The 25817-nt window shown below is 76.2% G+C and carries 18 protein-coding genes and 1 tRNA gene; 5 read left to right on the plus strand and 14 right to left on the minus strand.

Annotation, left to right across the window (positions count from 1 at the left end):
- Nucleotides 1–5: 5 nt before the first annotated feature.
- The 3 genes from AC3WT4_RS02245 to AC3WT4_RS02255 all read right to left on the minus strand — a co-directional run bounded on the left by AC3WT4_RS02245 (nt 6) and on the right by AC3WT4_RS02255 (nt 3054).
- The gene (locus AC3WT4_RS02245) at nt 6–1256 is read right to left on the minus strand and encodes a bifunctional RNase H/acid phosphatase (protein ID WP_492314576.1); all 1251 of its coding nucleotides are present in this window, start codon (nt 1254–1256) and stop codon (nt 6–8) included.
- A complete protein-coding gene (locus AC3WT4_RS02250) occupies nt 1253–1996 on the minus strand; it encodes a zinc ribbon domain-containing protein (protein ID WP_492314577.1) in 744 nt (247 codons plus the stop codon). Before AC3WT4_RS02250 ends, AC3WT4_RS02245 begins: the two co-directional genes overlap by 4 nt.
- Before the next feature lie 80 nt (nt 1997–2076).
- Nucleotides 2077–3054 (minus strand): Nif3-like dinuclear metal center hexameric protein, encoded by a 978-nt coding sequence (locus tag AC3WT4_RS02255; protein ID WP_492314578.1) that lies wholly within the window; start codon nt 3052–3054, stop codon nt 2077–2079.
- A gap of 91 nt (nt 3055–3145) precedes the next feature.
- Here AC3WT4_RS02255 and AC3WT4_RS02260 point away from each other — a divergent pair, with 91 nt between their 5' ends.
- Genes AC3WT4_RS02260 through AC3WT4_RS02275 form a run of 4 tightly spaced genes read left to right on the plus strand, consistent with a single transcriptional unit; the run spans nt 3146 to nt 6678 of the window.
- The gene (locus AC3WT4_RS02260; protein WP_144722538.1) at nt 3146–3592 is read left to right on the plus strand and encodes an ArsR/SmtB family transcription factor; all 447 of its coding nucleotides are present in this window, start codon (nt 3146–3148) and stop codon (nt 3590–3592) included.
- A complete protein-coding gene (locus AC3WT4_RS02265; protein WP_257418994.1) occupies nt 3589–5301 on the plus strand; it encodes a SulP family inorganic anion transporter in 1713 nt (570 codons plus the stop codon). Before AC3WT4_RS02260 ends, AC3WT4_RS02265 begins: the two co-directional genes overlap by 4 nt.
- Nucleotides 5302–5318: 17 nt before the next feature.
- Entirely contained in the window at nt 5319–6224 is a 906-nt protein-coding gene (locus AC3WT4_RS02270; RefSeq protein ID WP_492314579.1) for a helix-turn-helix domain-containing protein, read from the plus strand.
- Nucleotides 6190–6678, plus strand: a complete 489-nt coding sequence (locus AC3WT4_RS02275) for a VOC family protein (RefSeq protein WP_492314580.1) — start codon at nt 6190–6192, stop codon at nt 6676–6678. The genes AC3WT4_RS02270 and AC3WT4_RS02275 overlap by 35 nt, the downstream gene beginning before the upstream one ends.
- A gap of 76 nt (nt 6679–6754) precedes the next feature.
- On the opposite strand, the gene AC3WT4_RS02280 is transcribed toward AC3WT4_RS02275, so the two are convergent.
- From AC3WT4_RS02280 to AC3WT4_RS02325, 10 genes are all read right to left on the minus strand, one after another.
- Entirely contained in the window at nt 6755–8446 is a 1692-nt protein-coding gene (locus AC3WT4_RS02280; protein WP_492314581.1) for a bifunctional 3'-5' exonuclease/DNA polymerase, read from the minus strand.
- A complete protein-coding gene (locus AC3WT4_RS02285) occupies nt 8443–10581 on the minus strand; it encodes a hypothetical protein (protein ID WP_492314582.1) in 2139 nt (712 codons plus the stop codon). The genes AC3WT4_RS02280 and AC3WT4_RS02285 overlap by 4 nt, the downstream gene beginning before the upstream one ends.
- Complete coding sequence (locus tag AC3WT4_RS02290; protein WP_492314583.1) at nt 10578–11777, minus strand: VWA domain-containing protein; 1200 nt, start codon at nt 11775–11777, stop codon at nt 10578–10580. Before AC3WT4_RS02290 ends, AC3WT4_RS02285 begins: the two co-directional genes overlap by 4 nt.
- Nucleotides 11774–14281, minus strand: coding sequence for a DUF5682 family protein (locus tag AC3WT4_RS02295; RefSeq protein ID WP_492314584.1), 2508 nt, complete (start codon nt 14279–14281; stop codon nt 11774–11776). Before AC3WT4_RS02295 ends, AC3WT4_RS02290 begins: the two co-directional genes overlap by 4 nt.
- Complete coding sequence (locus tag AC3WT4_RS02300; protein ID WP_074809658.1) at nt 14272–15405, minus strand: ATP-binding protein; 1134 nt, start codon at nt 15403–15405, stop codon at nt 14272–14274. Before AC3WT4_RS02300 ends, AC3WT4_RS02295 begins: the two co-directional genes overlap by 10 nt.
- Entirely contained in the window at nt 15402–16823 is a 1422-nt protein-coding gene (locus AC3WT4_RS02305; RefSeq protein ID WP_492314585.1) for a YihY/virulence factor BrkB family protein, read from the minus strand. Before AC3WT4_RS02305 ends, AC3WT4_RS02300 begins: the two co-directional genes overlap by 4 nt.
- A gap of 36 nt (nt 16824–16859) precedes the next feature.
- A complete protein-coding gene (locus AC3WT4_RS02310) occupies nt 16860–20585 on the minus strand; it encodes a DUF4132 domain-containing protein (protein ID WP_492314586.1) in 3726 nt (1241 codons plus the stop codon).
- 142 nt (nt 20586–20727) lie between these two features.
- Nucleotides 20728–20801: transfer RNA gene (locus AC3WT4_RS02315), tRNA-Val, on the minus strand.
- A gap of 69 nt (nt 20802–20870) precedes the next feature.
- Nucleotides 20871–21368 (minus strand): peroxiredoxin, encoded by a 498-nt coding sequence (locus AC3WT4_RS02320; RefSeq protein ID WP_492314587.1) that lies wholly within the window; start codon nt 21366–21368, stop codon nt 20871–20873.
- Complete coding sequence (locus tag AC3WT4_RS02325) at nt 21352–21765, minus strand: DUF3052 domain-containing protein (protein WP_074809662.1); 414 nt, start codon at nt 21763–21765, stop codon at nt 21352–21354. The genes AC3WT4_RS02320 and AC3WT4_RS02325 overlap by 17 nt, the downstream gene beginning before the upstream one ends.
- Before the next feature lie 430 nt (nt 21766–22195).
- Here AC3WT4_RS02325 and aceE point away from each other — a divergent pair, with 430 nt between their 5' ends.
- Nucleotides 22196–24958: a pyruvate dehydrogenase (acetyl-transferring), homodimeric type gene (aceE, locus tag AC3WT4_RS02330; RefSeq protein ID WP_034655442.1), complete on the plus strand. Its 2763-nt coding sequence runs from the start codon at nt 22196–22198 to the stop codon at nt 24956–24958.
- A gap of 85 nt (nt 24959–25043) precedes the next feature.
- Here aceE and AC3WT4_RS02335 read toward each other — a convergent pair whose 3' ends face one another.
- Complete coding sequence (locus AC3WT4_RS02335) at nt 25044–25730, minus strand: hypothetical protein (RefSeq protein ID WP_034651756.1); 687 nt, start codon at nt 25728–25730, stop codon at nt 25044–25046.
- Nucleotides 25731–25817 lie beyond the last annotated feature (87 nt).

The raw sequence follows: 25817 nt of genomic DNA on the forward strand, positions 1-25817 counted from the left end.
GGGGATCAGAGGTCGCTCGGGACGCCCTGGGCGGTGAGCTCGCTCGTGCCGTCGGCCCACAGCCGCAGGATGCTCACCGACGCCGGAGGGACGCGGACGCGCGACCACTGCTCGGGCGGCGCGCCCACGGCCGTCCCGATCGCGGCCCGCACCTGGACGGCGTGGCCCACGACGACGACGGTGCGGCCCGCGGGTCCGGCGCCCGGCAGCATCGTGTCGACGAGGTCGCGCAGCCCTTGCCGGACGCGCGCGCCGACGTCGGCGGCGGACTCGCCCCCGGGGGCCGGGGTCGTCCCGGTCGTGTACCAGGCGGCCAGGAGGCCGGGCCACCGGGCGTCGACCTCCGCGGCCGTGAGCCCCTCCCATGCGCCGAAGTCCACCTCGGCGAACCGGTCGTCCGTCGTCACGGGCACCCCGAGCCGTCGGCCGACGGCGCGCGCGGTCTCCCGGGCCCGGACCATGGGCGAGGCGACGACGGCCGACGGGCGCGGCAGGTCGGGCCACGCCTGGCGCCCGATCCGGAACACCAGGTCCGCGGCCTGCGCGGCCTGTGTCCGGCCGCGCGCGGTGAGCGACGGTCCCGGCACCGACGAGCCGCTGAACGCGCCCGCGACGGTGAGCGGCGTCTGCCCGTGCCGCACGAGGACGACCGTGAGCGCGGGCGCCTCGTCGAACCGGACGGTGGCGCCCGACGGCCGGGCTGCCGTGTCGAGCGCCGGGCCCTCCGGGACGGCGGGGAGCGTCGTCGTCGCGCCCTCAGGGTCGGCCGCGGTGTCCGCCACGGGGTCGGCCGCCGCCTCCGACAGGTCCGCGGGCTCGTGGTCGCGCACGACGGTCCCGCGGGTGTCCATCGCCTCGTTGGCGAGGGCGTCGGCCGCCGCGTTCTGCGCGCGCGGCACCCACTCGTACGTGACCTGCGCGGCCGGGAGCACCGCCGCGGCCTCGGCCGCCAGGCGGCGCATGTCGTCGTGCTTGATCTGCCAGCGCCCCGACATCTGCTCGACGACGAGCCGCGAGTCCATCCGGACGGTCACGCGCGCGTCGGGGTCGATCTCCGCGGCGGCGCGCAGCCCGGCGACGAGGCCCGAGTACTCGGCGACGTTGTTCGTCGTCGTGCCGAGGTACGCGGCCCGCTCGGCGAGCACCTGGCCGGTCGCGGCGTCACGGACGAGCGCCCCGAAGCCCGCGGGCCCCGGGTTGCCGCGGGAGCCGCCGTCGGCCTCGACGACGAGGTGCCGACCCCTCGCCCCGCTCACGCGCCGGCGCCCTCCGGCCGCACCACGATGTGGCCGTAGTCCTCGAGCCGCACCACCTGGTCGGGCGCGGCCGACGTGATCGCCGCGAGCTCCGCCGGGCTCAGCGAGACGTTGAGCCCGTCGACGTGCTGGCCGCGCAGCGCGACGACGCCGCGGCCGCCGTTCTGGTCGCGCACGCGCTCGTAGAGCGCGAGCAGGCCCGCGTCGAGGCCGGCGACGGCGTCCGTGCGGCGGGAGGCGACCTGGGCGGCCTCGGCGTCGAGCTCCGCGTACCGGGCGTCGCGCACGGCCACGACCTCGGCCTTGGCGGCCTCGAGCTCGGCGTGCGCCGACTCGAGCTTCGCGAGGGCCTCCTCGTGCGCCTCGAGCCGCTCCATGACGTCGAGCTCGACCTCCTCGAGGACGCCCTGCCGGCGCGCGAGCGACTCGAGCTCGGCGACGAGCGCCTGCGCGTCCTTCGCCCCGACCTGGCCGGAGTCCAGGCGCGACTGGTCACGGGCGGCGCGCGTGCGTACCTGCTCGACGTCGCCCTCGGCCTTGGTCAGCTCGCGCCGGAGGTCGCTCACCGCGGTCCGCGACTCCACGAGCTTGCCGCGCAGGTCCTCGAGCTGGGCGTCGAGCTCGGCGATGCGCGCGTGCTCGGGCAGGTTCTTGCGCTGGTGCGCGAGCTGCTGGGCACGCGTGTCGAGCTCCTGGACGTCCAGCAGGCGGAGCTGGTCGGCGGGCGGTGCAGTGGCCACGGGTGGTTCCTTTCGTGGGCCCCGGTGGGGGCCGGCGTGCGGGTCGGTGGGGGCGGGTGCGGGTCGACGTCCGGCGGGCGTCAGGCCGGCGCCGTGTCGCGAGACGGTCCGGCGTCGGCTGCAGGGTCGGCGGGCGCGGACGGGAACCGCGCCGTCCACGGGTCGGTGACGAGCGTGCTGACCCGCGTCTCCACGGCGGCGCCGGAGCGCGCGAGGACGCGCACGAGGTCCTCGGCAGCGTAGCGGAGCCACGGCCACTCCGAGGCGTAGTGCGGCACGTCGACGAGGAACGGCGTCCCGGCCTGACCGCCGTCGAGCCGCGCGCGCTCGCGCAGCTCGGACACGGGGTGGTGGCGCAGGTCGGACGTGAGGTAGACGTCGGCGCCGCTCGCGCGCACGGCGTCGAACAGCGAGTCGCCGGACCCGCCCACGACCGCGACCGACTCGACGCGCGCGTCGAGGTCGCCCGCCACGCGCACGCCCTGCACCGTCGGGGGCAGCACCTCGGCGACGCGCTGCGCGAACGCGCGCAACGTCGTCGGCTCCGCGAGCCGGCCCACGCGGCCGGTGCCGGTGCGCGCCGCCTCGTGCGGCGACGGGGCGGGGTGCGGCACGAGGGGGACGCGGTGGAGCAGGTCGAGCGCGTCGGCGAGGGCGTCCGCGACCCCGCGCTGCGCGGCGTCGGCGTTCGTGTGCGCGACGTACAGCGCGCAGCCGCCCCGGATGAGGCGGTGCACGAGCGAGCCCTTGAAGGTCGTCGCGGCGACGGAGTGCACCGGCCGCAGGAACAGCGGGTGGTGCGTGACGAGCAGGTCGGCACCCCACGCGAGGGCCTCGTCCGCGACCTCCTCGACGGGGTCGACGGCGAGCAGCACCTTGCGCACGGGCGCGTCCGGGTCGCCGGCGACGAGGCCGACGGCGTCCCAGTCCTCCGCCGTCGACGGCGGGTACAGCTCGTCCAGCGTCCGCACCACGCGGCCGAGCGTCGGGTGCCCCGCGCCCTCGGCCGCCGGGTCCGCAGGAGACGTGTCGGTGCTCGGGTCGGGCGCGGCGGTCATGGCGGCAGGCTATCCCGGGCGGGCCGCCGCACGCCGCGCGCCGTGGTTTGATGGATTGCGCAATCCATCATCCCGCTGCCCCGGAGGACCCGTGCCCCGCCCACCCCGACCCGACGACGGCGCCCCCGGCACCGACGAGACCGCTCCCCTCTACCGCATCAAGGCCGAGCTCTTCCGGTGCCTCGCGCACCCCACGCGCATCCAGGTGCTCGAGGTCCTCGCCGCCGACGCCGACCACACCGCGCCCGTCTCCGTGCTGCTCGACGTCACCGGGTGCGAGGCCTCCCAGCTCTCCCAGCACCTCGCGGTGCTGCGCCGAGCGGGCGTCGTGACCTCCACGCGCAGCGGGAACGCCGTCGAGTACCGCCTCGCCGAGCCGCTCGTCGCCGAGCTCCTCGTCGTCGCGCGGGCGTTCCTGCTCTCGAACCTCGCGGGCGCGTCCGACCAGCTCGAGGCCGCGCGTCGGCTCCCGGCCCTGCCCGGCGCGTCCGCGCGCGCCGTGCTCGACGCGACCACCGCGTCGACCCCCTCGGCATGAACCGCCTCGCCGCCGTCCGCGACCTGCTGCCCCGGCGCTCCGACTACGACCTGCGGCCCCGGACCCTGCGCGCCGACCTCCTCGCCGGCGTCACCGTGGGCGTCGTCGCCCTCCCGCTCGCGCTCGCGTTCGGCGTCAGCTCCGGCGTCGGGGCCGCCGCCGGGCTCGTCACCGCCGTCGTCGCCGGTGTCGTCGCGGCGGTCCTCGGCGGGTCGAACCACCAGGTGTCCGGGCCGACCGGGGCGATGGCGGTCGTGCTCGCGCCGGTCGTCGTCACGCACGGCCCAGGATCGGTGGCGCTCGTCACCGTCCTCGCCGGGCTCGTGGTCCTCGTCGCCGGGCTCGCCCGGCTCGGGCGGGTCGTCACGTACATCCCGTGGCCGGTCGTCGAGGGGTTCACGCTCGGGATCGCGTGCATCATCTTCCTCCAGCAGGTCCCGGCCGCGGTCGGCGTCGAGGTCGCACCCGGCCACAACACCCTGGTGTCCGCCGTGGAGGCCGTGCGCGCCGCCGTGACCGACGTACCCGCCGCCCCGGTGCTGTGGACGCTCGGCTGCGTCGCGCTCGTCGCCACGACGATGCTGCTGCTCCCCCGCCTCCACGCGGCGGTCCCCGCGTCGCTCGTCGCGGTCGTGCTCGCCACGGTCCTCGTCGAGGTGCTCGGCGCGCCCGTCCCGCGCATCGGCGCCCTGCCGTCGTCGCTGCCCGCGCCCGTCCTGCCCTCGGTGACACCCGGCGCGCTGCGCGACCTCGGCGGCGCCGCGCTCGCCATCGCCGCGCTCGCGGCGATCGAGTCCCTGCTGTCCGCTCGCGTGGCGGCGACCATGGTGCAGTCCGGGCCCGGCGGTGGTTCCGTCTACCAGCCCGACCGGGAGCTCGTCGGCCAGGGCGTCGCCTCTGTCGCCAGCGGCCTCTTCGGCGGCATGCCCGCCACCGGCGCCATCGCGCGCACCGCGGTCAACGTGCGCTCCGGCGCCCGCACGCGGCTCGCCGCCGTCGTGCACGCCGTCGTGATCCTCGCGGTCATGTACCTCGCCACCGGTCCCGTCTCGCGGATCCCGCTCGCCGCCCTCGCCGGCGTCCTCATGGTGACGAGCTTCCGGATGATCGGCGGACGCACGATCCGCTCCGTCGTCGGGGCCGGGCGCTCCAGCGCGGCCACCTTCGCCGTGACCGCCGTCGTCACCGTCGCGTTCGACCTCGTGCAGGCCATCGAGATCGGCATCCTCGTCGCCGCGTTCTTCGCGCTGCGCACCGTCGCCCGCGCCTCGGGGGTGCACCGTGACCCGCTCCCCGGCCCCGCCGAGCCGGGCGACGAGCACGTCGCGCTCTTCCGCCTCGAGGGCTCCATGTTCTTCGGCGCCGCGGACCGCGTGCTCGCCGAGGTGTCCGACGCCTCGGCGCACGACGACGTCCTGGTCGTGATCCTCCGGCTCTCCCAGCTCCGCATGGTCGACGCGACCGGCGCGAGGGCGCTCGGCGAGCTCGTCGAGGGCCTCGAGGCGCGCGGCGTGACCGTCCTCGTCAAGGGGGTGCAGGACCGGCACCGCGCGCTGCTCACGAACGTCGGCGCGCTCGCGGAGCTCCGGCACGAGAACCACCTTTTCGACGCCCTCGACGACGCGATCGAGCACGCGCGCTCGCACGTGCGCCGTGCGGCCACCGGCACGGACGTCCCGCAGGTGCGCGGGCTGCGACCGTCGACCTGACTGCCTAGCCTGGAGCGGTGCACGAGTACGTGCGGGCCCTGCCGCCGACGCTGCCGCCCGGCGTCGTGTCGATGGTCGGGTACCGCCTGCGGACCGCGACGACGGACGGCACGCCGTCCGTCCATCGCGGCCTGCCGTCGCCGTGGCTCACGCTCGTCGTGAGCACCGCGGGTGTCGTGCCGACGGCGGTCGGACCGGACGCGGCGCCGACGCGGTACGCGTCGCTCGTCGGCGGTCTGCACACGCGGCCTGCGTACATCCACCAGCCGCCCGAGCAGGCGGGCGTGCAGCTCGCCCTCGACCCCCTCGCGTGCCGCGAGCTGCTCGGTGTCCGGGCCGGCGACCTCGGCCTCGTCGAGGACGCGGACGCGGTGCTCGGACCCGTCGCCGGGCGGTTGCGCGAGCAGGTGGCCGAGGCGGGCTCGTGGGCCGCGGCGTTCGACGTCGTGCGGGCGGCGCTCGCGACACCCGGCGGGGCCGCACCGGGTGGCTCCGACGCCCGGTGCGACGGCGTGCGCCCTGAGGTCGCGGAGGCGTGGCGGGTGCTCGTGGGGACGCGCGGGCGCGCCCGGGTGCGGGACGTCGCGCGGCACGTGGCGCTGGGCGAACGCCGTCTGGAGACGCTGTTCCGGGCAGAGCTCGGGGTGTCGCCCCGCGCCGCGCGCGGGCTCGCGCGGTTCGACGCCGCCCGTCGCGCGGTGCAGCGCCTCGCCCTCGGCCGCGGTCCCCGCACGCTGGCGGACGTCGCCGCGAGCGCCGGGTACGCCGACCACTCCCACCTCGTGCGCGACTTCCGCCGGTTCGCCGGCACGACCCCGACGGGGTGGGTCCGCGAGGAGGTCGGGAACATCCAAGCCGGGGGCCACACCGACGGCCCAGGCTGGGACCATGAGCATCCACGAGAGCACCCGGGACACCGCTGACCATGCCCCCGCCGCCGTGACGGCCGGGACACCGACCGGGTCGCCGAGCCCCCAGGTCTGGCCGACCCTCCAGGCGCGCGACGCCCGTGCGCTCGTCGCGTTCCTCACCGACGTCGTCGGGTTCGTCGCGACGGCCGTCATGGCGGGCGACGACCGCGACGTCGCGCACGCCCAGCTCGACTGGCCGCACGGCGGCGGGATCATGCTCGGCAGCCACTCCCCCGAGCGGGAGTGGTCGCGCGAGCCGGGGACGTGCGGCACGTACGTCGTCGTGCGCGACGACGCCGCGATCGAGGCGCTGGACGCCCGGCTGCGCGAGCGCGTGCCCGGCACGGGTGGCCGCGTCGTCGTGCCGCTGCGCGAGACCGACTACGGGAGCCGCGAGCTCGTGCTCCAGGACCCCGAGGGGAACCTCTGGTCCTTCGGCACGTACCGCGGAGAGCCGCGGCGGTGACGGCGTCGGGCGTGCTGCCCGCCGCGCGCCGCCGGTCGGGCGCGGTACGCCCGGCCTCGGCTCACCTCGCCGCGCCTCACTTCGCCTCGGCGTAGTGGTCGACGACCGCGACGGTCAGCGGGAAGTCGACCGGGAAGTCGCCGAACAGCAGGCGTCCCGCCTCGGCCGCCGCGGCGCGGACCTCGTGCGCGACCGTCTCGGCGAGCTCCGCCGGCGCGTGCACGACGACCTCGTCGTGCAGGAAGAAGACGAGGTGCGCACGGTCGGCGAACGGGGCGGGCGCCGCGCCGGGGGTCGCGGCGAGGGGCAGGTCCCACAGGCGCCGCCGGATCGACGCCAGCCAGCACAGCGCCCACTCGGCCGCGGTGCCCTGCACGACGAAGTTGCGCGTGAACCGGCCCCACGCCCGCGTGTACGACCGGGCCCGCGCCTGCGCGTCGGCCCCGGACGCGGCGTCCTCGGTGGCACCGGCGTCCTCGACCGCGTACGCCCCGTCCTGGGCGGCGTGCCACGACTCGCCGGGCCGCGGGGAGCTGCGGCCGAGGAGCGTCGAGACGACCTCGCCGCGCTCACCCGCCTGGGCGGCGCGCTCCACGAGGCCGATGGCGTCGGGGAACGCCTTCGCGAGCCGCGGCAGCACGAGCGCGCTGTCGCCCGTCGTGCCGCCGTACATCGCGCCGAGCATCCCCACCTTCGCGTGGTCGCGGGTCGCGACGGCGCCCGACGCGACGATCCCCGCATACATGTCGCCGCCACGCCCTGCGGCGGCCATCCGCTCGTCGTGCGCGAGCCCCGCGAGGACGCGCGGCTCGAGCTGCGCGGCGTCGGCCACGACGAGCCTCCAGCCCGGGTCTGCGACGACGGCGCGCCGCACCTGCTTCGGGAGCTGCAGCGCTCCCCCGCCGCTCGACGCCCACCGGCCCGTGACGACCCCGCCCACGACGTACTCGGTCCGGAACCGGCCGTCGTGCACCCAGGTGTCGAGCCACGCCCAGCCGTTCGCCGTGAGGAGCCGCGCGAGCTTCTTGTACTCGAGCAACGGCTCGACGACGGGGTGGTCCGTGCGCTCGAGCTCTCCCTTGCGCAGGGACCGCACGCCGACGCCCGCGTACTGCAGCGCCTTGAGCAGGTCGGGGTGGGAGTCGGGGTTGAGCGTGGGCGGCGCGTCGAGCGCGGCGCGGATGCGCGCGACGAGCTCCTCCATGCGCGCGGGCCGCTCTCCCGGCCGGGGCCGCGGCCCGAGCTCGCCGCTGAGGATCGCGTCGTGCACATCGGCGCGCCACGGCACGCCCGCGTGGTGCATCTCGGCGGCGACGAGCGCGCCCGCGGACTCGCCGGCGAGCAGCAGCCGCAGCCGTCCGGCCGCGTCCGGGCCGTCCGCGGCGGCGACGGTCGCGAGCTGGTCTCGGAGCTCCGCGACCGGGTCGAGCCGCACGCTCGGGCCGGCCTGCGCGCCGAGCTCGAACAGCCCGACGGGCTGCGGCGGCACGGACGGGTCACGCCCGGCCGGCACCGCGGCGAGCTCGTCCCACGTGCCGGGGTCGCGCCGCGCGAACGGCGTGCCCGCGACGAGCCGCGAGCGCCGCAGGAGCACGTGGGACAGGCGCAGGTCGTGCGACCGCTCCACGCGTCGCCCGGCCGCGAGCAGGGGCGGGTACCACCGGTTCGTGTCGTCCCAGGTCTCGCGGACCGGGTCCGGCGGTCCGTCCGCGACGTGCTCGACCCGGGCCCGTCCCGGCGAGCCGACGTGGACCGCGTACGTGCTCACGCGCTCGCCTCCCGCGCTCGGGGCCCGGGGTCGGGCGCGGCGGCGACGGCGCGCGCGAGCGTCCGGCCCCGGGCGGCGACGAAGCCGGCACGCAGGAGCCCGGCGGCGTCGGGCGCGTGCACGACGAGCCCGACCGTGGCGGCGAGCGTCGTCGCCCCGAGGTCGTCGGCGGTGCGCGCGGCGCGCGCGAGCGCGCTCGCCTGGTGCGGCGTGAGGTGCCGACGGCCCGTCGCGGCGAGCGCCACGACCGTGTCGAGCAGCGTGTCGCACACGTCCTCGACGGGCGTGGGCACGACCACGTCCCGCGCGTGCGTGCTTGCACGCCCGCGCAGCGACCGGACGCGCGCCCGGAGCCGGGCCCACGGGGTCGACCACGCCCGGTGGTGGTACGCCGGTGTCAGCGTCGGGACGACGACGTCGAGACCCTCGCCCGGGCGGTCGACGAACAGGCCGACGGCCTCGTCACGCCACGACGCCAGGTCGCGCTCGACGGCGACGGCGACCACGCGCCTGCTCCCCGCCGCGACCCCGAGCAGGGTGTCGCACGCCGCCTCGTCCGCGGCGTCGACGCGCACGACCGTCTCCGCGGCGTCCGCCGCGACGAGCGTCCACGTGAGCTCCTGCGCGACCTCGTCGAGCCCGATCGCCCCCGCCTCACGGACCATGACGACCCGCACGACGGCGGGCGTCCGCCCGAACCCGGCCTCGGCCCGCGGCGGGGTCGCCGCGGTGCGGGCCGCGACGTCACGGAGCTCGTCGGCGTCGAGCGCCCCGAGCGGCTCGACAGCGGGCCCCTCGCCCGCGCGCAGCCCCGTGCCCGCGCGCTCGGTCGCGCCGCGGAGCGCGAACGGGCCGCGGCACAGCGCCTCGACCGAGCGGCCCCAGACGAGCGGGAGGTCCCACGAGCGCCGGAAGGTCGGGTCGGCGCCCGGCGGACGGCCGGTGGTGACCGACCGCACGCGCCCGGAGTCCGCGTCCCACAGGTGCACGGTCACCCCGCGCGCGCCCGACGCCGCGACCCACCAGCGCGCACCGAGCGGCACGACCCGGGCCAGGTCGGTCGTGCGCTCGTCGGGCGTGCCGGCGTCGGGCGGCGGGTCCGCCTGCACGTACGCCCACAGCTCGGCCAGGGCCAGGAGGCAGTCCGTCTCGTCCACCGCGTCGCGGCGGTCCACGAGCGCCTCGAGCCGCCCGACCGCGGACGTGACGAGACGCTGGACCGCCGGCCGTCGGCCGAGCCGCGCAACCACGCCCGCACCGCGCAGCTCCTCCAGGTCGTCGCGGCCCACGTGCGAGAGCCCGACGTCGAGCAGCCGCTCGACCGCGCGCACGACCTCGTCGGCCACCGCTCGTGCCTCCGGGACGCCCGTGGCGCGGGGCGCGGTCGCAGCCCGCTCGGGCCAGGGCCACGGGCGGTCGTGCGCGCGCCACACGTGCGCGAGCGCCTCCAGCCGCCAGCGGCGCTCGTCCGCGTCGCTCCACGCCGTCCCCTCGCGGGCCACGAGCATGCCCGCGAACCCCGCCCCCGCGACGTACGTGACGCGTGGCGCGCCCGGCCACGAGACCACCGCGCGCGGGCCGTCGACCACCACCTCCACGGGAGGGCCGCCGACCGCCGCCTCCGCGGGGAGACCGTCGACCGTCGCCCCCGCGGGGAGACCGTCGACCGTCACCCCCGCGGGAGGGCCGGGCGCCGTCTCGGCGACCGCCCGCACGACGGCGGCGCCCGCGGCACGGTGCACGACGCGCGGGTCGAGCGCGAGGATCTCGGCCACCGGGTCCGGGGCGGGAGCGGACGCCGCCGCGCCATCACCTGCTGCGGCGGGAGCCGCCGCGGGCGCGGGACCCGTCTCCCGCACCCACAGGCTCGCGGCCACGACGTGCTGGCACGTGCCCGGCGTCGGGCACGCGCACCGCGCCTCGGCGGGACCACCCGCATCGAGCTCGACCTGCATCCCGCCCACGGACACCACGACGCCGTCGGGGCGCGCCTCGACCGGCTCGACCCGCCCGGCGGCGACGTCCTTGCGGGCGCGCCGGACGAGGCCCGGGCTCGCGAGGGTGGCGAGCGCGTCGTCGTCGTACCCCGCGTACACCGCGGCCCACGCACCGAGCCCGGCGGCGACCCCGCTCACGGGAGCACCTCGCCCAGCCACTCGGCGAACCGCTCCGGCGTGAGCGCCGCGATCTCCATGCCCTGCTCCGCGAGCCTGCGGGCGACACCGCGGTCGTACGCCGGGTTCGCCTGCCCGTCGAGGGCCGCGAGCCCGAGCAGCCGGACACCCGACGCGTGCAGGCGCCCCACCGCGGACACGAGCTGGGACACCGAGCCGCCCTCCTCGAAGTCGCTGACGAGCGCGACGACGGTGCGCCGCGGGTCGCGCACGTGCTGCTCCGCGTACCGCACGGCGCGCGCGATGTCGGTCCCGCCGCCCAGCTGCGCGGTGAGCAGCACCGTCACCGGGTCGTGCGCGAGGTGCGACATGTCGACGACCGCCGTGTCGAACAGCACGAGGCGGACCGTGATCCCGGGCAGCCCCGCGAGGATGCCCGCGCTCACCGCGCTGTAGAGCACCGAGGCCGCCATGGACCCCGACTGGTCGACGAGCAGCACGACGTCGTACGACAGCGCTCTGCGCCGCCGCGCCGAGAACCGCAGGTCCGTGACGAGCAGACGCTTGCGCTCCGGGTCCCAGCGGCCGAGGTTGGCGCGGACGGTCCCGGCGGCGTCGAACGTACGGCTCGACCGCACGAACGACCGCCGGGACCGGTCCCGGCGCCCGTCGACGGCCGTCACGAAACGCGGGCGCAGGCGGCGCACCACGTCGTCGACGACGCGCGCGACGATCCGTCGCAGCCCGTCCTGGACCTGCGGCCCGAGCCTGCCCCGCACGCGCAGGAGCGCCGACGCCAGCTCCGTGCTCGGCTCGACGGCCTCGACCGCCTGCGGGTCCGCGAGCAGCTCCGTCATGCCGTACCGGCCGACCGCCTCGACCTGCATGCGCTCGAACGTCTCGCGCGGGAACAGCTCGCGCGCCGACCCCAGCCAGTCGAGCCCCTCGACGACCGACCCTCCGCGACCGCTCCCGCCACCGCCGTCCGGCTCGCCGCCGCTGCCGTGCCGGTGGCCGCGCGCGGTGTACTCGCGGTCGTAGAGGTGCCCGAGCGTGCGGTCGATCGCCTGGTCCGACGGCGCCACGGGCAGGGCGTCGCCCGCGTACCGGCCCAGCACGAGCCGCCAGCGGCGCGCGGCCTCCCGGTCGTCCGCGCGGACGTCCGCGCGGACGTCGGCACGGAGGTCCGCGCCGAGGCCGTCGCCGCCCGCGGTCACGAGACGCTCCCGCGCGCCCACGCACCGAGCCCGTCCCGCTCGAGGACCGCGACGAGCTCGCGCTCCACGACGAGCGCGGCCCGCAGGTCGTCCTCCGAGACGTCCACGCGCCGGTCGAGCGCGTCCGCGCGCGTCCCGGTCCGGGCGGCGACGCGCTCGGCGAGCCGGTGCGTCTCGGTGGGCCGCAACCACGTGAACGCGCGGCGCAGGTCCGGCAGGACCGCACGGAACGCGCCCTCATTGAGACCGCGCAGGCCCGCGTCGACCGCGTCGAACATCTCGGGCGTGTGGAACAGCAGGTCCGGGGCCGCGCGCAGGACCCCGCCGAGGAACGCCGTCGCGGCCACCGGGTCCGCCCCCGGCGCCAGCTGGGCGCGCACGCGCTCGACGAGCCCGTTCTCGCCGGGCTGGTCGCCCAGCTCGTCGTCGACGGCGGCGAACGCGCTGAGCGCACCGCGCACCGCCGGGGAGGCGCCGGCGTCCTCGCGCACGCGCGCGAGCGCCTGTCCCACCGCGGTGGGCGCCGAGCCCGGACCGTCCCGGCCCGCGCCGCGCACGTCGCGCACGAGGGACCGCAGCGCGACGAGGCTCGCCAGCGCGTCGTCCTGCGTCGTCGCGTCGGCCGCCGCGAGGTCCGGGACCAGGTACGCGGCCGTGGCCAGCCCCTGCTCCGCGAGGTCGAGCAGGGCCTGCGCGTGGTCGCCCAGCTCGAGCTCGACGCGTGCTCGCCACAGCCCCACGAGCCGCCGCATGCCCGCGACGACCGACGCGAGCGACGGGTCCACGTCGAGCGTCGACCGCACGAGCGCGACGAGCGGGGGCAGCCGCTCCGGCAGCCCGACGACGACGCACTGCGCGACGAGACGCGCGACGGCGTCGCTCGAGCGCTCCTCGCGCGCCCGGTCGCGCGCGTCGTCGAGCAGCGCGACCGCGACCGCCTCGAGCGTCGCGCCGCGGTGGGAGAGCTCGACGAGGCGCGCCTCGACGAGCGGTGTCCAGGCGTACGTCCACTCCTCCAGCACGAGCCCCAGCCCGCGGCCCGCGACGTGGTCGGGGCCGGACACCCGGCGGGCGAACCCCAGCTCGAGGAACGCGCACAGCGCGAGGAACCGGCGCCGGTCGCGGTGCGCGGCACGACGGCGGGCGTCGAGCCGCACGGTGCGCGGCACGGCGTCGGACACGTCGAGGCGCAGCGCCCGCGCGCGGGACCGTGCCTCTTCGACGAGGGGCGGGGCCGCACCGCCCGGGGCGACGTCGCCGAGCGCGCGCCCGGCGAAGATCTCGGCGACCGCGAGACCGAGCGGTCGGTCGCCCGCGGCGTCCAGGTCGTCCGGGTCCTTCACGTAGCACGAGGTGATCGCGTCGAACAGGTCGGTGCGGCACGGCCAGGGCCGTTCCCGCAGGGCCGCGAGCCGGTGCGCGTGCTCGACGGCGGCCTGGGACTGCGCCACGCTCACGAGGGCGCCGCGCTCCGACGCCCCGCGCCCGACGTCGACCAGGACCCCGACCGCGGCGGCAGCGGGCCCGGCCGCGTCGTGGTGCGCGGCCCAGAGCCGGTCGTAGTAGCCCGGCGCGGGCATGCCCGCGCCGTACCCCCGCAGGGCGTCGAGCCGCTCGTCGTCGTAGCGGACGAGCCACGCGGGAGCGTCGGCGAGCGCGCCGTACCCGTCCGCGGGGCGCCGCGCCACGACCGCCGCGCCGTGCTCGCTCCCGACGAGCGCCTCCACGAGGGCGAGCGTGTGGAACGCGCCCGTCACGACGACGACCGGCCCGTCCGCACGCGCCGCGTGCTCCGCGACGCGTGCGGACATGCGCGCCTCGCGGTCGAGCGAACCGTCGGCGGCGAGCGCCTCCTCCTCGTAGTCGAGCCGCGCGAGCGCGGCCCACGCGAACACGTCGTCGACGAGCTCGCGCCAGTCCTGCAGGCGCGCCGTCTCGCGCGCCTCGAAGAGGTGGTCCCACAGCTCGTCGTGGTCGCGGCACCCGAGCCGCTCCGCGAGCCGGGCGACCGTGCGCGAGTGCGCGAGGTGGCGCTCCGCGAGGACGGTGCGCGCGGCGGCCTCCCGCTCGTCGTCCTCCTCGGTCGCCCGCTCCCCCCACGGGGAGTCGACGAACGCGAGCTCCGCCCCCGCCGCGTGGCCCGCGCGCAGCGCGACCCACTCCGGCGAGTACCGCGCGAGCGGGTAGAAGCCCGCGGCGCGCACGCCGCCTCCCGCGGCGTCCGCGGGATCGCCCGCGAGGCTGAGGACCGCGACGGGCGGGACCGTCCGCTCGTCGAGCAGCGCGGGCAGCAGGCGCGTGTACTCCTCGGGTCCCTCGACGAGCACGACGGACGGCCGGACCTCGGCGACGAGCGCGGCCACCGCGACCGCGCACGCAGGGCTGTGGTGGCGCACCCCGACGAGGTGCACGCCGTCGCGCTCGCGCAGCAGCGCGAGGTCGTGGGCCGCCTGGCGCAGCCGCGGCGGCGCGGCGTCCCACGCGGCGCGCAGGGCTACCGCCACAGGTCGCCCGCCGCCGTGAGGAAGTCCTTCCAGCGCGCGTCCGACCGCGCACGCTCCCGCACGACGTTGTCCACGTAGTGCCGCAGCCGCCGCGCGTCCTCCTCGTCGCCCTTGAGCGCGACGCCGCCCACCTGGCGCGCGACCTGCCCGGCCGTGACCGTGCCGTCGCCGAGGTAGCGCGCCTCGAGCGACGCCGCGATCGCGACGTTCACCGCCTCCGCCGTCGACATCACGGTCTCGGGGCGCTTGACCGGTGCGCCGCTCGCCGTCGTGCCGGTGCGCAGGTCCTGGAACACGGTGACGAGCACCTCGAGCACGTCGCGGTGGAGCACGGGCCGGTCGGCGGCCGGCCCGAGCTCCGCGGTGAGGCGCGTCTCGACGAGCTCGATCTCGAACGCGCGGTCGCGGATCGGCGCGACCGTCTCGAAGTTGAAGCGCCTCTTGAGCGCGGCCGACATCTCGTGGACCCCGCGGTCGCGGAGGTTCGCGGTGGCGAGCACGTTGAACCCGGGCCGCGCCGCGACGCGGGCGTCGGCGCCGAGCTCGGGGACCATGAGCTGCTTCTCGGACAGCACGGACACGAGCGTGTCCTGGATCTCCGGGGCGCAGCGCGTGATCTCCTCGAACCGCGCGACGCGCCCGCTCTCCATCGCGCGGTAGACGGGCGACGGGACGAGCGAGCGCTCGCTGGGCCCCTCCGCGATGAGGAGCGCGTAGTTCCACGAGTACCGCACGTGGTCCTCGCTCGTGCCCGCGGTGCCCTGCACCGTGAGGGTCGACGTGCCGCTCGCGGCCGCCGCGAGCAGCTCGGACAGCAGGGACTTCGCCGTGCCGGGCTCGCCGACGAGCATGAGGCCCTGCCGGCCGAGCAGCGACACGACCGCGCGGTCGACGAGCGGGTCGTCGCCGAAGAACTTGCGGCTCACGCCCAGCTCCCGGTCGCCCACGACGAACGCGCGCACGGCTCGCGGGCTCAGGCGCCAGCCCGGCGGGACGTCGGCCCCGCGCCGGGCGTCGGCGTCCGCGAGCGCCGCGAGCTCGTCGGCGTACCGGACCTCCGCCGGCGGTCGCAGCTCCGCGAGCGCCGGGGGCGCCTGCTCGTCACCGGTCGTCGTGCTCGTCACCCGGGCTCCTCCTCGGTCCGGTCGCGGGCACCGTGCCCGTGGTCCTGCGGGTCAGCGTAGGAGCCGCGTCCCACACGGCCGGCGCCGGTGCGCCGGGGACGGTCGTCGACGGGTCCGGCGGGCGCGGCCGTCGTCGTGGCGCCCTGCCCGTCGGCCCACGACCCGCCCGCGGCCCGACCCGCCGGGACCACGCGGTGCGGGTCGGCCTCCGCGTTCACGACGCCGCCCACGAGCACGACGATGCTCGTGAGCCAGCCCCACAGGACCCCGGCGAGGACGAGACCGAGCATCTGCCCGGCCGCCTGGACGACCGCCGTCGTCCCGGCCTCCGTGCCCGGCGCCGCCGGTCCCGCGAGCCGGACGTAGAGGCCGAACCCCCACGACACGAGCAGGACGCCGCCGGTCCCGACGGCCGCGCCCGGCAGGCACCGCCGCCACGACGTGTCGACGTTCGGTGCGTACCGGTAGAGCAGCGTGAGGTACGCACCGCAGACGAGCACCACCGTCGGCCAGCGCAGCACGTCCCACGTCTGCCGGAAGGCCGCGTCGAGACCGAGCCGCTCGGCGAGGTCGGCGCCGTCGCCCAGGAGCGGGCCGACGACGACGAGCGCGACGACGGACACCGCCGTGACGATCGCGCCGAGGGCGAGCGCGACCCCCAGGACGTACTGCGCCACGACCCCGCGGCGCCGCTCGACGCCGTACGCGTCGTCCAGCGCGCGGACCGCGGCGCGGAAGACGCGGCTCGCGAGCCAGAGCGCCACGAGGAAGGACCCGACGGCGAACCCGGTGCGCTGCTCGTCGAGCAGGCTGTCGACGAGCGGCGCGACGACGGAGGTCGACACGTGCTCGGCGAACACCGTGGTGAGCCCGCCGACGATCGACGAGCGGATCGAGTCGACGGTGTCGTCGCCGAGGAGCGGGCGCAGGAAGCCGAGGCTGGACCCGATCGCGGTCGTCAGCGGGATGAGCGAGATGAGCCCGTAGTACGACATCTCGGCGGCGAGGCCCGTGACGCGGACCCCGGCGACGCGGAACGCCGAGCGGGCGGCGACGTCGGCGACGCGCACGCCCCGCACGCGCGGACCGGTGCGCGCCGCGGCCGCGAGCACGCGGTCCTGCCACGGCACGCGGCCCGCCGCGCGCTCACGCCGCCGCGCCGTCCACGGGCGGACCACCGCTCGCGCGCACCACGTCCCCACCGCGACCGCGCCGGCCGCGACGGGCACGCTCGCGAGCGCGCCGAGCGCCCGGGTCCCGCCGTCGTCCGCGGCGACGGCCACCACGACGACGACCGCCCCGACGCCCGCGAGGGCGAGCAGCGTCGACGTCGCCGTGCTCACCGTGGACCGGACTGCCGGCGACCGGCGCGCGAGCACGGCGACGAGCAGCCAGGCGAGCGTCGCGACGACGATCACGGGGCGGCGCCGTCGCTCACGGGAGCGTCCGCCGGGTCACCACTGGCTCTTCCGCTCCCAGTCGGGGTCGAACGACCCCGCCTCGGCCACCGCCACGTAGTCGCGGTACGCCTCCGCGACGAGGACGGGCGGCAGGTCCGCGATCCGCGCGGTCCCCCGCCCGGACCCGCGGCCCGTCCGCTCGAACGTCAGCGCCGTCACCGCGGCCGGGATGTTCTCCTCCGGGACGAACGACCCCGTGAACTCGATCTGCACGACGATCCCCGCGCTCGTGAACGCCTTGGTGTACGCGCTGAACCACCCGGCGTCCTCGGCCTGCGAGCGGGAGTAGCCCCGCTTCGTCGCACGCCCGCGGAGGGAGAAGCTGTCGGAGAACCAGCCCTTGTGGTCGTCGATCGCCGTCGCGCCCGCGGGGACGTCGGGCGTCGCGACGTCGAGCTGCGCGAAGAGCGGGGTGACCTCGTAGTCGGCCAGGTGCGCCGTCCAGGCCGCCGTCGCCTCCGGACCGAGCAGGACGGCATGCGCGAGCCCGACCGTCGACCCCTCCCCGAGCTCCACGTCCTCGTCGTCGGCGTTCACGAGCGCGCCGCCGTCGGGCCGGAACGGGCGGGCACCCTCCGTCCCGGGGTTCTCGACCCAGACGAGCCGCTCGACGAGCCGCGACATCACGGGGTGCCCGAGGAGGTACTCCTGCCACTCCGACGCCGTCCACGTGCGGCCCACGCACATCGCCTCGTAGAGCCGCTGGGTCTGCAGGGCGACGACGGCCTTGAGCTCCTTGCGACTCGCGGTGAGCTGCTTCTTGGCGGCCGCGACGAGCTCGGGGTCGTCCTGCGCCCGGGGTGCCGGGAGCGCCTTGACCACCTTCCCGGCGTCGCTCGTGAGCTCGAGCGTGAACGCGGGGGTGATGCGCCCGACGTACTCCCGGGAGCCGAGGTCGAGGTGGAGCAGCCCGTCGTCCTCGAAGCCGGCGGTCTGGACGGTGCGGTCGGCGAGCTGGTCCGCCGTCCAGCCGCGCCGCTCCGCGAGCTCGCCCGCGAGCCGCTGCGCGGTCTCCTGGACCGTGGCCTGGCGGAACCGCCGCGAGACGGCGAGGAGCTCCTGGATCGCGGCCGGCTGCCCGTTGGCGGCGAGCGCGTGCACGAGCGCCTCGGTCTGCGCGCGGCGCCCGACGTGCGCCTTCGCGTAGCGCTGGAACGTCGCGGCGAGCTCGGCGCCGGGCATCGCGACCGTCTGGGCGAGCAGACCCTTGTCCTTGACCGCCGAGCCCACGTACGTGGCCTGGTGCTCGCGGTAGAGGTCGCGATGGTGGTCCTCGACCGTCTTGGACGCCTCGACCGAGTAGTGCTCGGGCGAGCGCTTGGCCCACGCCTGGTACTGGTCGTACCGCAGCTGGGCACCGGCCGTCGCGTACGCGTCGCTCTCCTGCGGCGAGGGGTTGCGCGTGTCCTGCGCGACCCACGCCGCGAGCACGTGGCTGCCGAGCCGGGCGCGGTCCTCCTCCTGGAGCAGCGACAGGTACCGCTCCAGCAGCCCGGCACCGCTCGGGTCCTTGAGCTTGACCGCGAGCACGACCCACCAGCGCAGGACCGTCGGGTCCACGGGCGAGCCGTCCGTCGCCCACCGGGCCGCGGGCAGCGCGTCGAGGTCGAACCACGCCATGCTGACGGGCTTCTTCGCGCGCAGCCCCTTGGTCGCCTCCGCGAGCAGCGCCTCGGGCGCGAGATCGGCCGAGATGTCCTCGCCGAGCGCCTCGAGCGCCGTGAGGAGCGTGGCGCGCACCACCTCGCTGCGCTCCTTGTCCAGTGCGGCGCGCAGCGCGGGCACCGCGCCGGCGTCACCGAGCCGCGCGAGCCACTCGGCCGCCGTGCGCCGGATCTCGGCCCTGCCGCTCCCGAGCCCTTGCTCGGCCAGTTCTCGCACGCCCGGGTGAGACAGCAGGACCTCTTGCGCGGCCGAGCGGAACGAGCGGCCCTCCCCGAGGGCGAGCTCGGTCAGGCGCGGCAGGAAGCGGCGCGGGACCTGCGGGAACTGCCCCAGCAGCGCGATCGCGCGCGCCGGCTTCGCCGTGCCGTAGGTGCGCTCGCGGTCGTCGAGGGCCTCGGCGAGACGGTCGAGCCGCCCGGCGTAGTACGGCCACGCGTTCCGGGGCGAGACCGTGTCCGCCGCCCACCACGACGAGAAGTAGAGGTCGTCGACCAGCCCGTCCGCGTCCTCACGGCCCACCTGGCGCAGCGCCGCCTCGAGGGCGCGGAGGTCGACGTCGAGCAGGTCCCCGTCGTGGAGGCGGTACCACGCGAAGTGCTCGCGCGGGCCGCGTTCCGCGACGACCAGGCGCAGACGGTGCAGGAGCGTGGTGCCCGGGAGGCGGGCGAAGACGGCGGGCGCCGAGAGCCGACGCATCGTCACCCGGTCGGGGCGCCGCGTGCTCGTGCCGGAGAGGAACGCGGTGAACACCCGGATGTCGTCGTCCGAGATGCCGGGCAGCTCCTTGAGGTCCTCCTCGACGGCCTGACGACGCCACCGCGCCCAGCCCTCGTCACCACCCTTCGCCGGGTGCGCCGCACGCTCCGCGCGGGCACGCTCCAGCGCCGTGTCGATCGCCGCCCGCGCGGCGCGGACGGCGTCCTCGCCGAGGACGACGTCAGGCAGCGGCTCGTACGGCGGTACCTCGATCTCCGGCTCGTCGCCCTGTGCCGCGTCGAGGACGCGAGCGCGCTCGACGGTGTCGCGCAGCAACGTCGCCCGGGCGCCCGTCGACCGCTCGGCCGTCTCCTCCAGAGCGGCCAGGCCGCCGTCGACCTGGGCGAGCCGCGTCACCACGGAACCGAGCCGCGAGGCCGGGAGCGACGTGAGCAGCGGGGCGAGGAGCTCGAGCTGCCGCGCCGCGGGGAGCGGGACGAGCGCGGCGACCGCCGCCTCGCGCACCGCCTTGCTCGTGTCCGCGGCGAGCACGGCGAGCAGCGGGGCGAGCGACTCCGTCGCCGCCCGGTCCGCCGCGACGAGGGCCACGAGCTCGCCGCGCCCCGCGGCGCTCACCCCCGGCAGCACCTGCGTCGCGACGTCCAGGTGCGCGACGACGAACTCCCGCGCCGGGTCGCCGAGCAGCGCCGGGCCCAGGTGCCGCGACGCCCAGCCGGCCGACGCCGGCCGCTCGAACAGCTCACGCAGCACGACCGCCGGCGCGTCCGCCTCCGGCACGCCGCCCTCGACCGCGAGGGTCACGAGCAGGTCCGGCGTCCAGCGGTCGGGCGCGCCTTTGCCGTTCTTGCCGTGGCGGCGCTCGTTCGCGCGCCGCGACATGTCGTTGACGAGCGTCGTGAGCCAGCGCGGGTCCGACGACCGCTCACGGTCCACCTCGGACGAGACCGCGCTGAGCACCCTGCCGAGGCGCACGAGCTCCGGGACGGTGACCGAGTCGGAGAGCGTGTAGAGGTTGGAGCGCGCGGTGACCGCCTTGGCGGACGTCCACCCCGGCACGGCGACCTTCAACCGGTCGTCCTGGGCAGGGGTCGTCCACGAGTAGACCCCGGACTGGCCGGGGCGGCCGAGGAGGGCCTCGACGTCGCCGCCCTGCAGCGCCTCCAGCTCGAGCAGCACCTCCGGCCCCTCGCCCCGGTGCACGTACGCGACCGCACGGTCCGCGAGCTCCGGCGACGCGACCGCGAGCACCTTCAAGGCGTCGACGAGCCGAGCGCTCGGGCGGTCGGCTCCCGTCTGCCCCTCGTCACGCCGGAACAGACCCTTGACCTTCTCGAGCACCCTCTACCTCACCGTCACGTCGTCGCTGCTGGTGGGCCCGATGCTAGGGGCGGCCGCCGACACGGCGCGCTGCGCTCGCACGGGCGACGGGTGCCACGTCGCAGCACGGCACGACCGTGACCGGCGGGGAGGGAGGTGTGGGTGGGCCCGGAGGGACTCGAACCCCCGACATCCACGGTGTAAGCGTGGCGCTCTAACCAGCTGAGCTACAGGCCCTGGAACGGCGGAGCACAGCCTACCGGGTCGGTACCCCGCCGCCGGCCACGACCGCCGGGCTCCCGGGGCTCAGAGCTGTTCCAGCGCCCGTCGGTACCCGTCGAGGTCACGACGCTGCCCGCGCGGGTTGACGACCGACCACCGGACGATCCCGTCGGCGTCGAGCAGGAACGAGCCGCGCAGCGCGAGGCCGTCGTCCTCGTCGAGGACGCCGTAGGCCCGCGCGACGTCCCCGTGCGGCCAGAAGTCGGAGAGCAGGTCGAACTCGAAGCCCTCCTGCGCGGTCCACGCCTTCTGCGCGAACACCGAGTCGCACGAGATGCCGAGCAGCGTGACGCCGGCTGCCTCGAACTCCTCGAGGTTGTCGCGCAGCTCGCACAGCTCGCCCGTGCAGATCCCCGAGAACGCGAAGGGGTAGAACACGAGGAGCACCGGCCCGCCGCGCAGGTCGGCGAGGTGGACGGGCGTGCCGTGGGTGTCCGGCAGCGTGAAGTCGGGCGCCGGGTCGCCCGGACCGGGCGGCGTGGTGCGCCCGGTCGTCGAGGCGTCGTCAGCGGCCGCGGCCACGGGTCCCGAGCTTCGTCGCGGACCAGTCGGGCGCGATGGCGAACGTGCTCGTCGCGTGCAGCCCGGCCGTGTTCGCGGCCTCCTGGATGTCGTTGTGACCCACGTGTCCCTGCCGCCCGGGCTTGGGGGTGAGCACCCAGATGAGGCCGCCGTCGTCGAGCACGGTCTGGACGTCCACGAGCAGGTCGGTGAGGTCGCCGTCGTCCTGGCGGAACCACACGACCACGCCGTCCGTGACGTCGTCGTAGTCCTCGTCGACGAGCTCGCCGCCGACGAGCTCCTCGAGCTCACCGCGCAGGTCGTCGTCGACGTCGTCCGCCCAGCCGAACTCCTGGACCACGTTGCCGGGCGCGAACCCCAGTCGGTCCGCCCCGCTGGGCCCTACGGTGTCGGTCACAGTCGTGTCGTTCCTTTCCTCGTCCTGTCGGTGCGGTGGCCGTCGCGCGCACCCGGGCGGGCGCCCGCGCGCACGACGACCTGCCGTGTCTGGCAAAGGTAGCCCACCGCAGGGTGCGGTGCTTGGCAAGGCACCGCCCACGGACAGCCGTCCCGGGGGTCGTTCGCCGTGGTCGGGCACGGCCGGGCTGCCGTACGACGGCGGCGCGCACGCCCTCGGGCCCGTGTCGCCGAAATCACGCCCTCTTGACCACCCGATGGTGTGACTTACGCGCGCGTTGTGAACACAATGGGTAGACCACCCTGGTCTCGTGAAGAGGCGCGGTCGCCACCAGCGGCCGCGGCGCCGTGCCCGGAGTGGGCCCGAGACGGGTGTCGGCCGTGTACCGCGCGGCCGAGCGCCCGGCATCCGACGAGATATGAGGTTGCTGGTGGCTTCGTACGACGAGACCGGACCGCTGATCAACGGTCTGCTCAGCCAGGTTCCGGACTTCGACCCCGCCGAGACCGGCGAGTGGGTCGAGGCCCTCGACGGCCTGATCGACGACCGCGGGGGCCCGCGCGCCCGCTACGTCCTGCTGAACCTGCTCAAGAGGGCCCGGGAGCGCAACGTCGCCGTCCCGACCTCCCTGACGACCCCCTACGTGAACACCATCGGTGTGCACGAGGAGCCCTACTTCCCCGGCGACGAGGCGCTGGAGCGTCGCTACCGCTCGTGGATCCGCTGGAACGCCGCCGTCATGGTGACGCGGGCGCAGCGGCCCGGCATCGGCGTCGGCGGCCACATCTCCTCCTACGCGTCGGTGGCGACGCTGTACGAGGTGGGCCTGAACCACTTCTTCCGCGGCAAGGACCACCCGGGCGGCGGCGACCAGGTCTACTTCCAGGGCCACGCCTCCCCCGGCGTGTACGCGCGCGCGTTCCTCGAGGGCCGGCTCTCCGCGGACCAGCTCGACGGGTTCCGCCAGGAGAAGTCGCACCCGGGCGGCGGCCTGCCGTCGTACCCGCACCCGCGGCTCATGCCCGACTTCTGGGAGTACCCGACCGTCTCCATGGGCCTCGGCCCGGCGAGCGCGATCTACCAGGCGTGGACGGACAAGTACCTGCACAACCGCGGGATCCGCGACACGGAGCAGCAGGACGTGTGGGCGTTCCTCGGCGACGGCGAGATGGACGAGCCCGAGTCGCGCGGCATGCTCCAGCTCGCGGCGCAGCAGCAGCTCGACAACCTGACGTTCGTCGTGAACTGCAACCTGCAGCGCCTCGACGGCCCGGTGCGCGGCAACGGCAAGATCATCCAGGAGCTCGAGGCGCAGTTCCGCGGTGCGGGCTGGAACGTCATCAAGGTCATCTGGGGCCGCGAGTGGGACGTCCTGCTCAACGCGGACAAGGACCGCGCCCTGGTCAACCTCATGAACGTCACGCCCGACGGCGACTACCAGACGTACCGTGCGGAGTCCGGCGCGTTCATCCGCGAGCACTTTTTCGGCCGCGACCCGCGGACGAAGGCGCTCGTCGAGAACATGACCGACGACGACATCTGGAACCTCAAGCGCGGCGGCCACGACTACCGCAAGATCTACGCGGCCTACGCGGCGGCGCGCGCCCACACGGGCCAGCCGACCGTGATCCTCGCGCACACGGTCAAGGGCTACGCGCTCGGGCCGTCGTTCGCGGGCCGCAACGCGACGCACCAGATGAAGAAGGTCGGCCTGGCCGACCTCAAGGCGCTGCGCGACTCGCTGCGGATCCCGATCACGGACGAGGAGCTCGACGCCAACCCGTACGAGCCCCCGTACTTCCACCCGGGCCCGGACGCGCCGGAGATCCAGTACCTGCTGAACCGTCGCCAGCAGCTCGGCGGGTTCGTGCCCGAGCGCCGCTCGTCGCCGAAGCCGATCACGCTGCCCGGCGACAAGTCCTACGAGATCCTCAAGAAGGGCTCGGGCCAGCAGGAGATCGCCACGACGATGGCGTTCGTCCGCCTGCTCAAGGACCTCATCAAGGACAAGGAGTTCGGCAAGCGCGTCGTGCCGATCATCCCCGACGAGGCTCGCACGTTCGGCCTGGACTCGATCTTCCCGTCGGCGAAGATCTTCAACACCCAGGGCCAGCACTACCTCGCCGTGGACCGCGAGCTCATGCTGAGCTACAAGGAGTCCGAGGCCGGGCAGATCATGCACACCGGCATCAACGAGGCGGGCTCCGCGGCCGCCTTCCAGTCGGTCGGCACGTCCTACGCCACGCAGGGCGAGATCATGGTGCCGTTCTACATCTTCTACTCGATGTTCGGCTTCCAGCGCACCGGCGACCAGTTCTGGGCGGCGGGCGACCAGCTCACGCGCGGCTTCATCATCGGCGCGACCGCCGGCCGCACCACGCTCACGGGCGAGGGCCTGCAGCACGCCGACGGCCACTCCCCGCTCCTCGCGGGCACGAACACCGCGATCGTCCAGTACGACCCGGCGTTCGGCTACGAGATCCGGCACATCGTGCGCGACGGCATCGAGCGCATGTTCGGCCCCGGCGAGCACGGCGTGGGCGCGGACGGCCGCGACCAGAACGTCATGTACTACCTCACGGTGTACAACGAGCCGATGGTCCAGCCGGCCGAGCCGGAGGACGTGGACGTCGAGGGCATCCTCAAGGGCATCCACCGCATCTCCGTGGGCGAGGGCGACGGGCCGCGCGCCCAGATCCTCGCGTCGGGCGTCGGCGTGCCGTGGGCGCTCGAGGCGCAGCAGCTCCTGCGGGAGGACTGGGGCGTCGCGGCGGACGTGTGGAGCGTGACGAGCTGGAACGAGCTGCGGCGCGACGCGCTCGCCGCCGACCAGGCCGCGTTCCTCGACCCGGCCGCGCCCGCGCGCGTCCCGTTCGTCACGGAGAAGCTCTCCGGCGCCGAGGGGCCGTTCGTCGCGACGAGCGACTACGACCACCTGGTCCCCGACCAGATCCGCAAGTGGGTCCCGGGCGACTACGAGGTGCTCGGCGCCGACGGCTTCGGGTTCTCGGACACGCGGGCGGCGGCCCGCCGGCACTTCAAGATCGACGGCCCGTCCGTCGTCGTGCGCACGCTCCAGGCGCTCGCCAAGCAGGGCAAGGTCCCCGCGGACGCGTCGGCGCGCGCGATCGAGAAGTACCGCCTGATGGACGTCACCGCCGGCACGTCCGGCAACGCGGGCGGCGAGGCCTGACCCGCACCGCCTGAGACGACGACGGCCGGTCACCCCGCGGGGTGACCGGCCGTCGTCGTCTCCGGAAGGTGCCCGACGCCGCGGGTCAGGTCCCGGCGCGGTGCTGCTCGGCCTGGGCGACGGCGCGCTCGAGGTCGGCGCGCAGCGGCGCGACGCCCCGGGGGTCGCCGTACTCGACGAGCGACTCGAGGTGGTGGCGGGCGTCGAGTGGCCGGTCGGCCTCGATGGCGGCGAGGACGAGCTGGCGCCCGACCTCGGCCTCGTGCTCACGGGCACGCCAATGGCCGACGCCGAGACCCAGCGCCTCGACCGGCAGACCAGCGGTGCGCAGCACCTCCATGGACTGCGCGAGCGCGTGCCCCGAGGGGTCGCGCTCCGCGGCCGTCGCGAAGCGGCGCAGGGCCGCCTCCGGGTCGTCGTCGAGGGAGAGGCGGCCGAGCTCCACGAGCGGGTACCACCCGCGCGGGTGCCCGGCGAGCTCCTCGGCGAGCGCCCAGACCGCGAGGTCGGCGGCGCGCTGCTTCTCCGTCTCGTCCGCCGGGGCGGCGAGCGGGTCGTCCGTGGTCGGTCCCTCCGCGGCGCGACGGCGGACCAGCTCCGCGAGCGCGCGGAAGGCCCGCTCGTCGTTCGGGTCGTCGACGAGCATCGCCCGCAGCGCATCCTCGTGGACCGTGTCGCCACGCTTCTCCCCGGACCGTGGGCGGCGCGTGCCGACGGTCGACGCGGACGTCGGCCGACGCATGAGCTGTCGAAGTCGGGGCATGAGTGCCATTCCCCGACCCTAGCGGGTCGTCCGGGTGCTCACCCAGCGACCCGGTCCCCCGGCGACCCGGCGGCCGCCGCGGCGCACGCTTTGTGG

This window comes from Cellulosimicrobium sp. EB106-03-01-XG111 (genome assembly GCF_058792115.1).

Excerpts from the sequence above, each read along its gene's own strand:
- AC3WT4_RS02255 (WP_492314578.1), bottom strand. The coding sequence starts at position 3,054 with ATGACCGCCGCGCCCGACCCGAGCACCGACACGTCTCCTGCGGACCCG.
- AC3WT4_RS02275 (WP_492314580.1), top strand. The coding sequence starts at position 6,190 with ATGAGCATCCACGAGAGCACCCGGGACACCGCTGACCATGCCCCCGCC.
- AC3WT4_RS02265 (WP_257418994.1), top strand. The coding sequence starts at position 3,589 with ATGAACCGCCTCGCCGCCGTCCGCGACCTGCTGCCCCGGCGCTCCGAC.
- AC3WT4_RS02335 (WP_034651756.1), bottom strand. The coding sequence starts at position 25,730 with ATGGCACTCATGCCCCGACTTCGACAGCTCATGCGTCGGCCGACGTCC.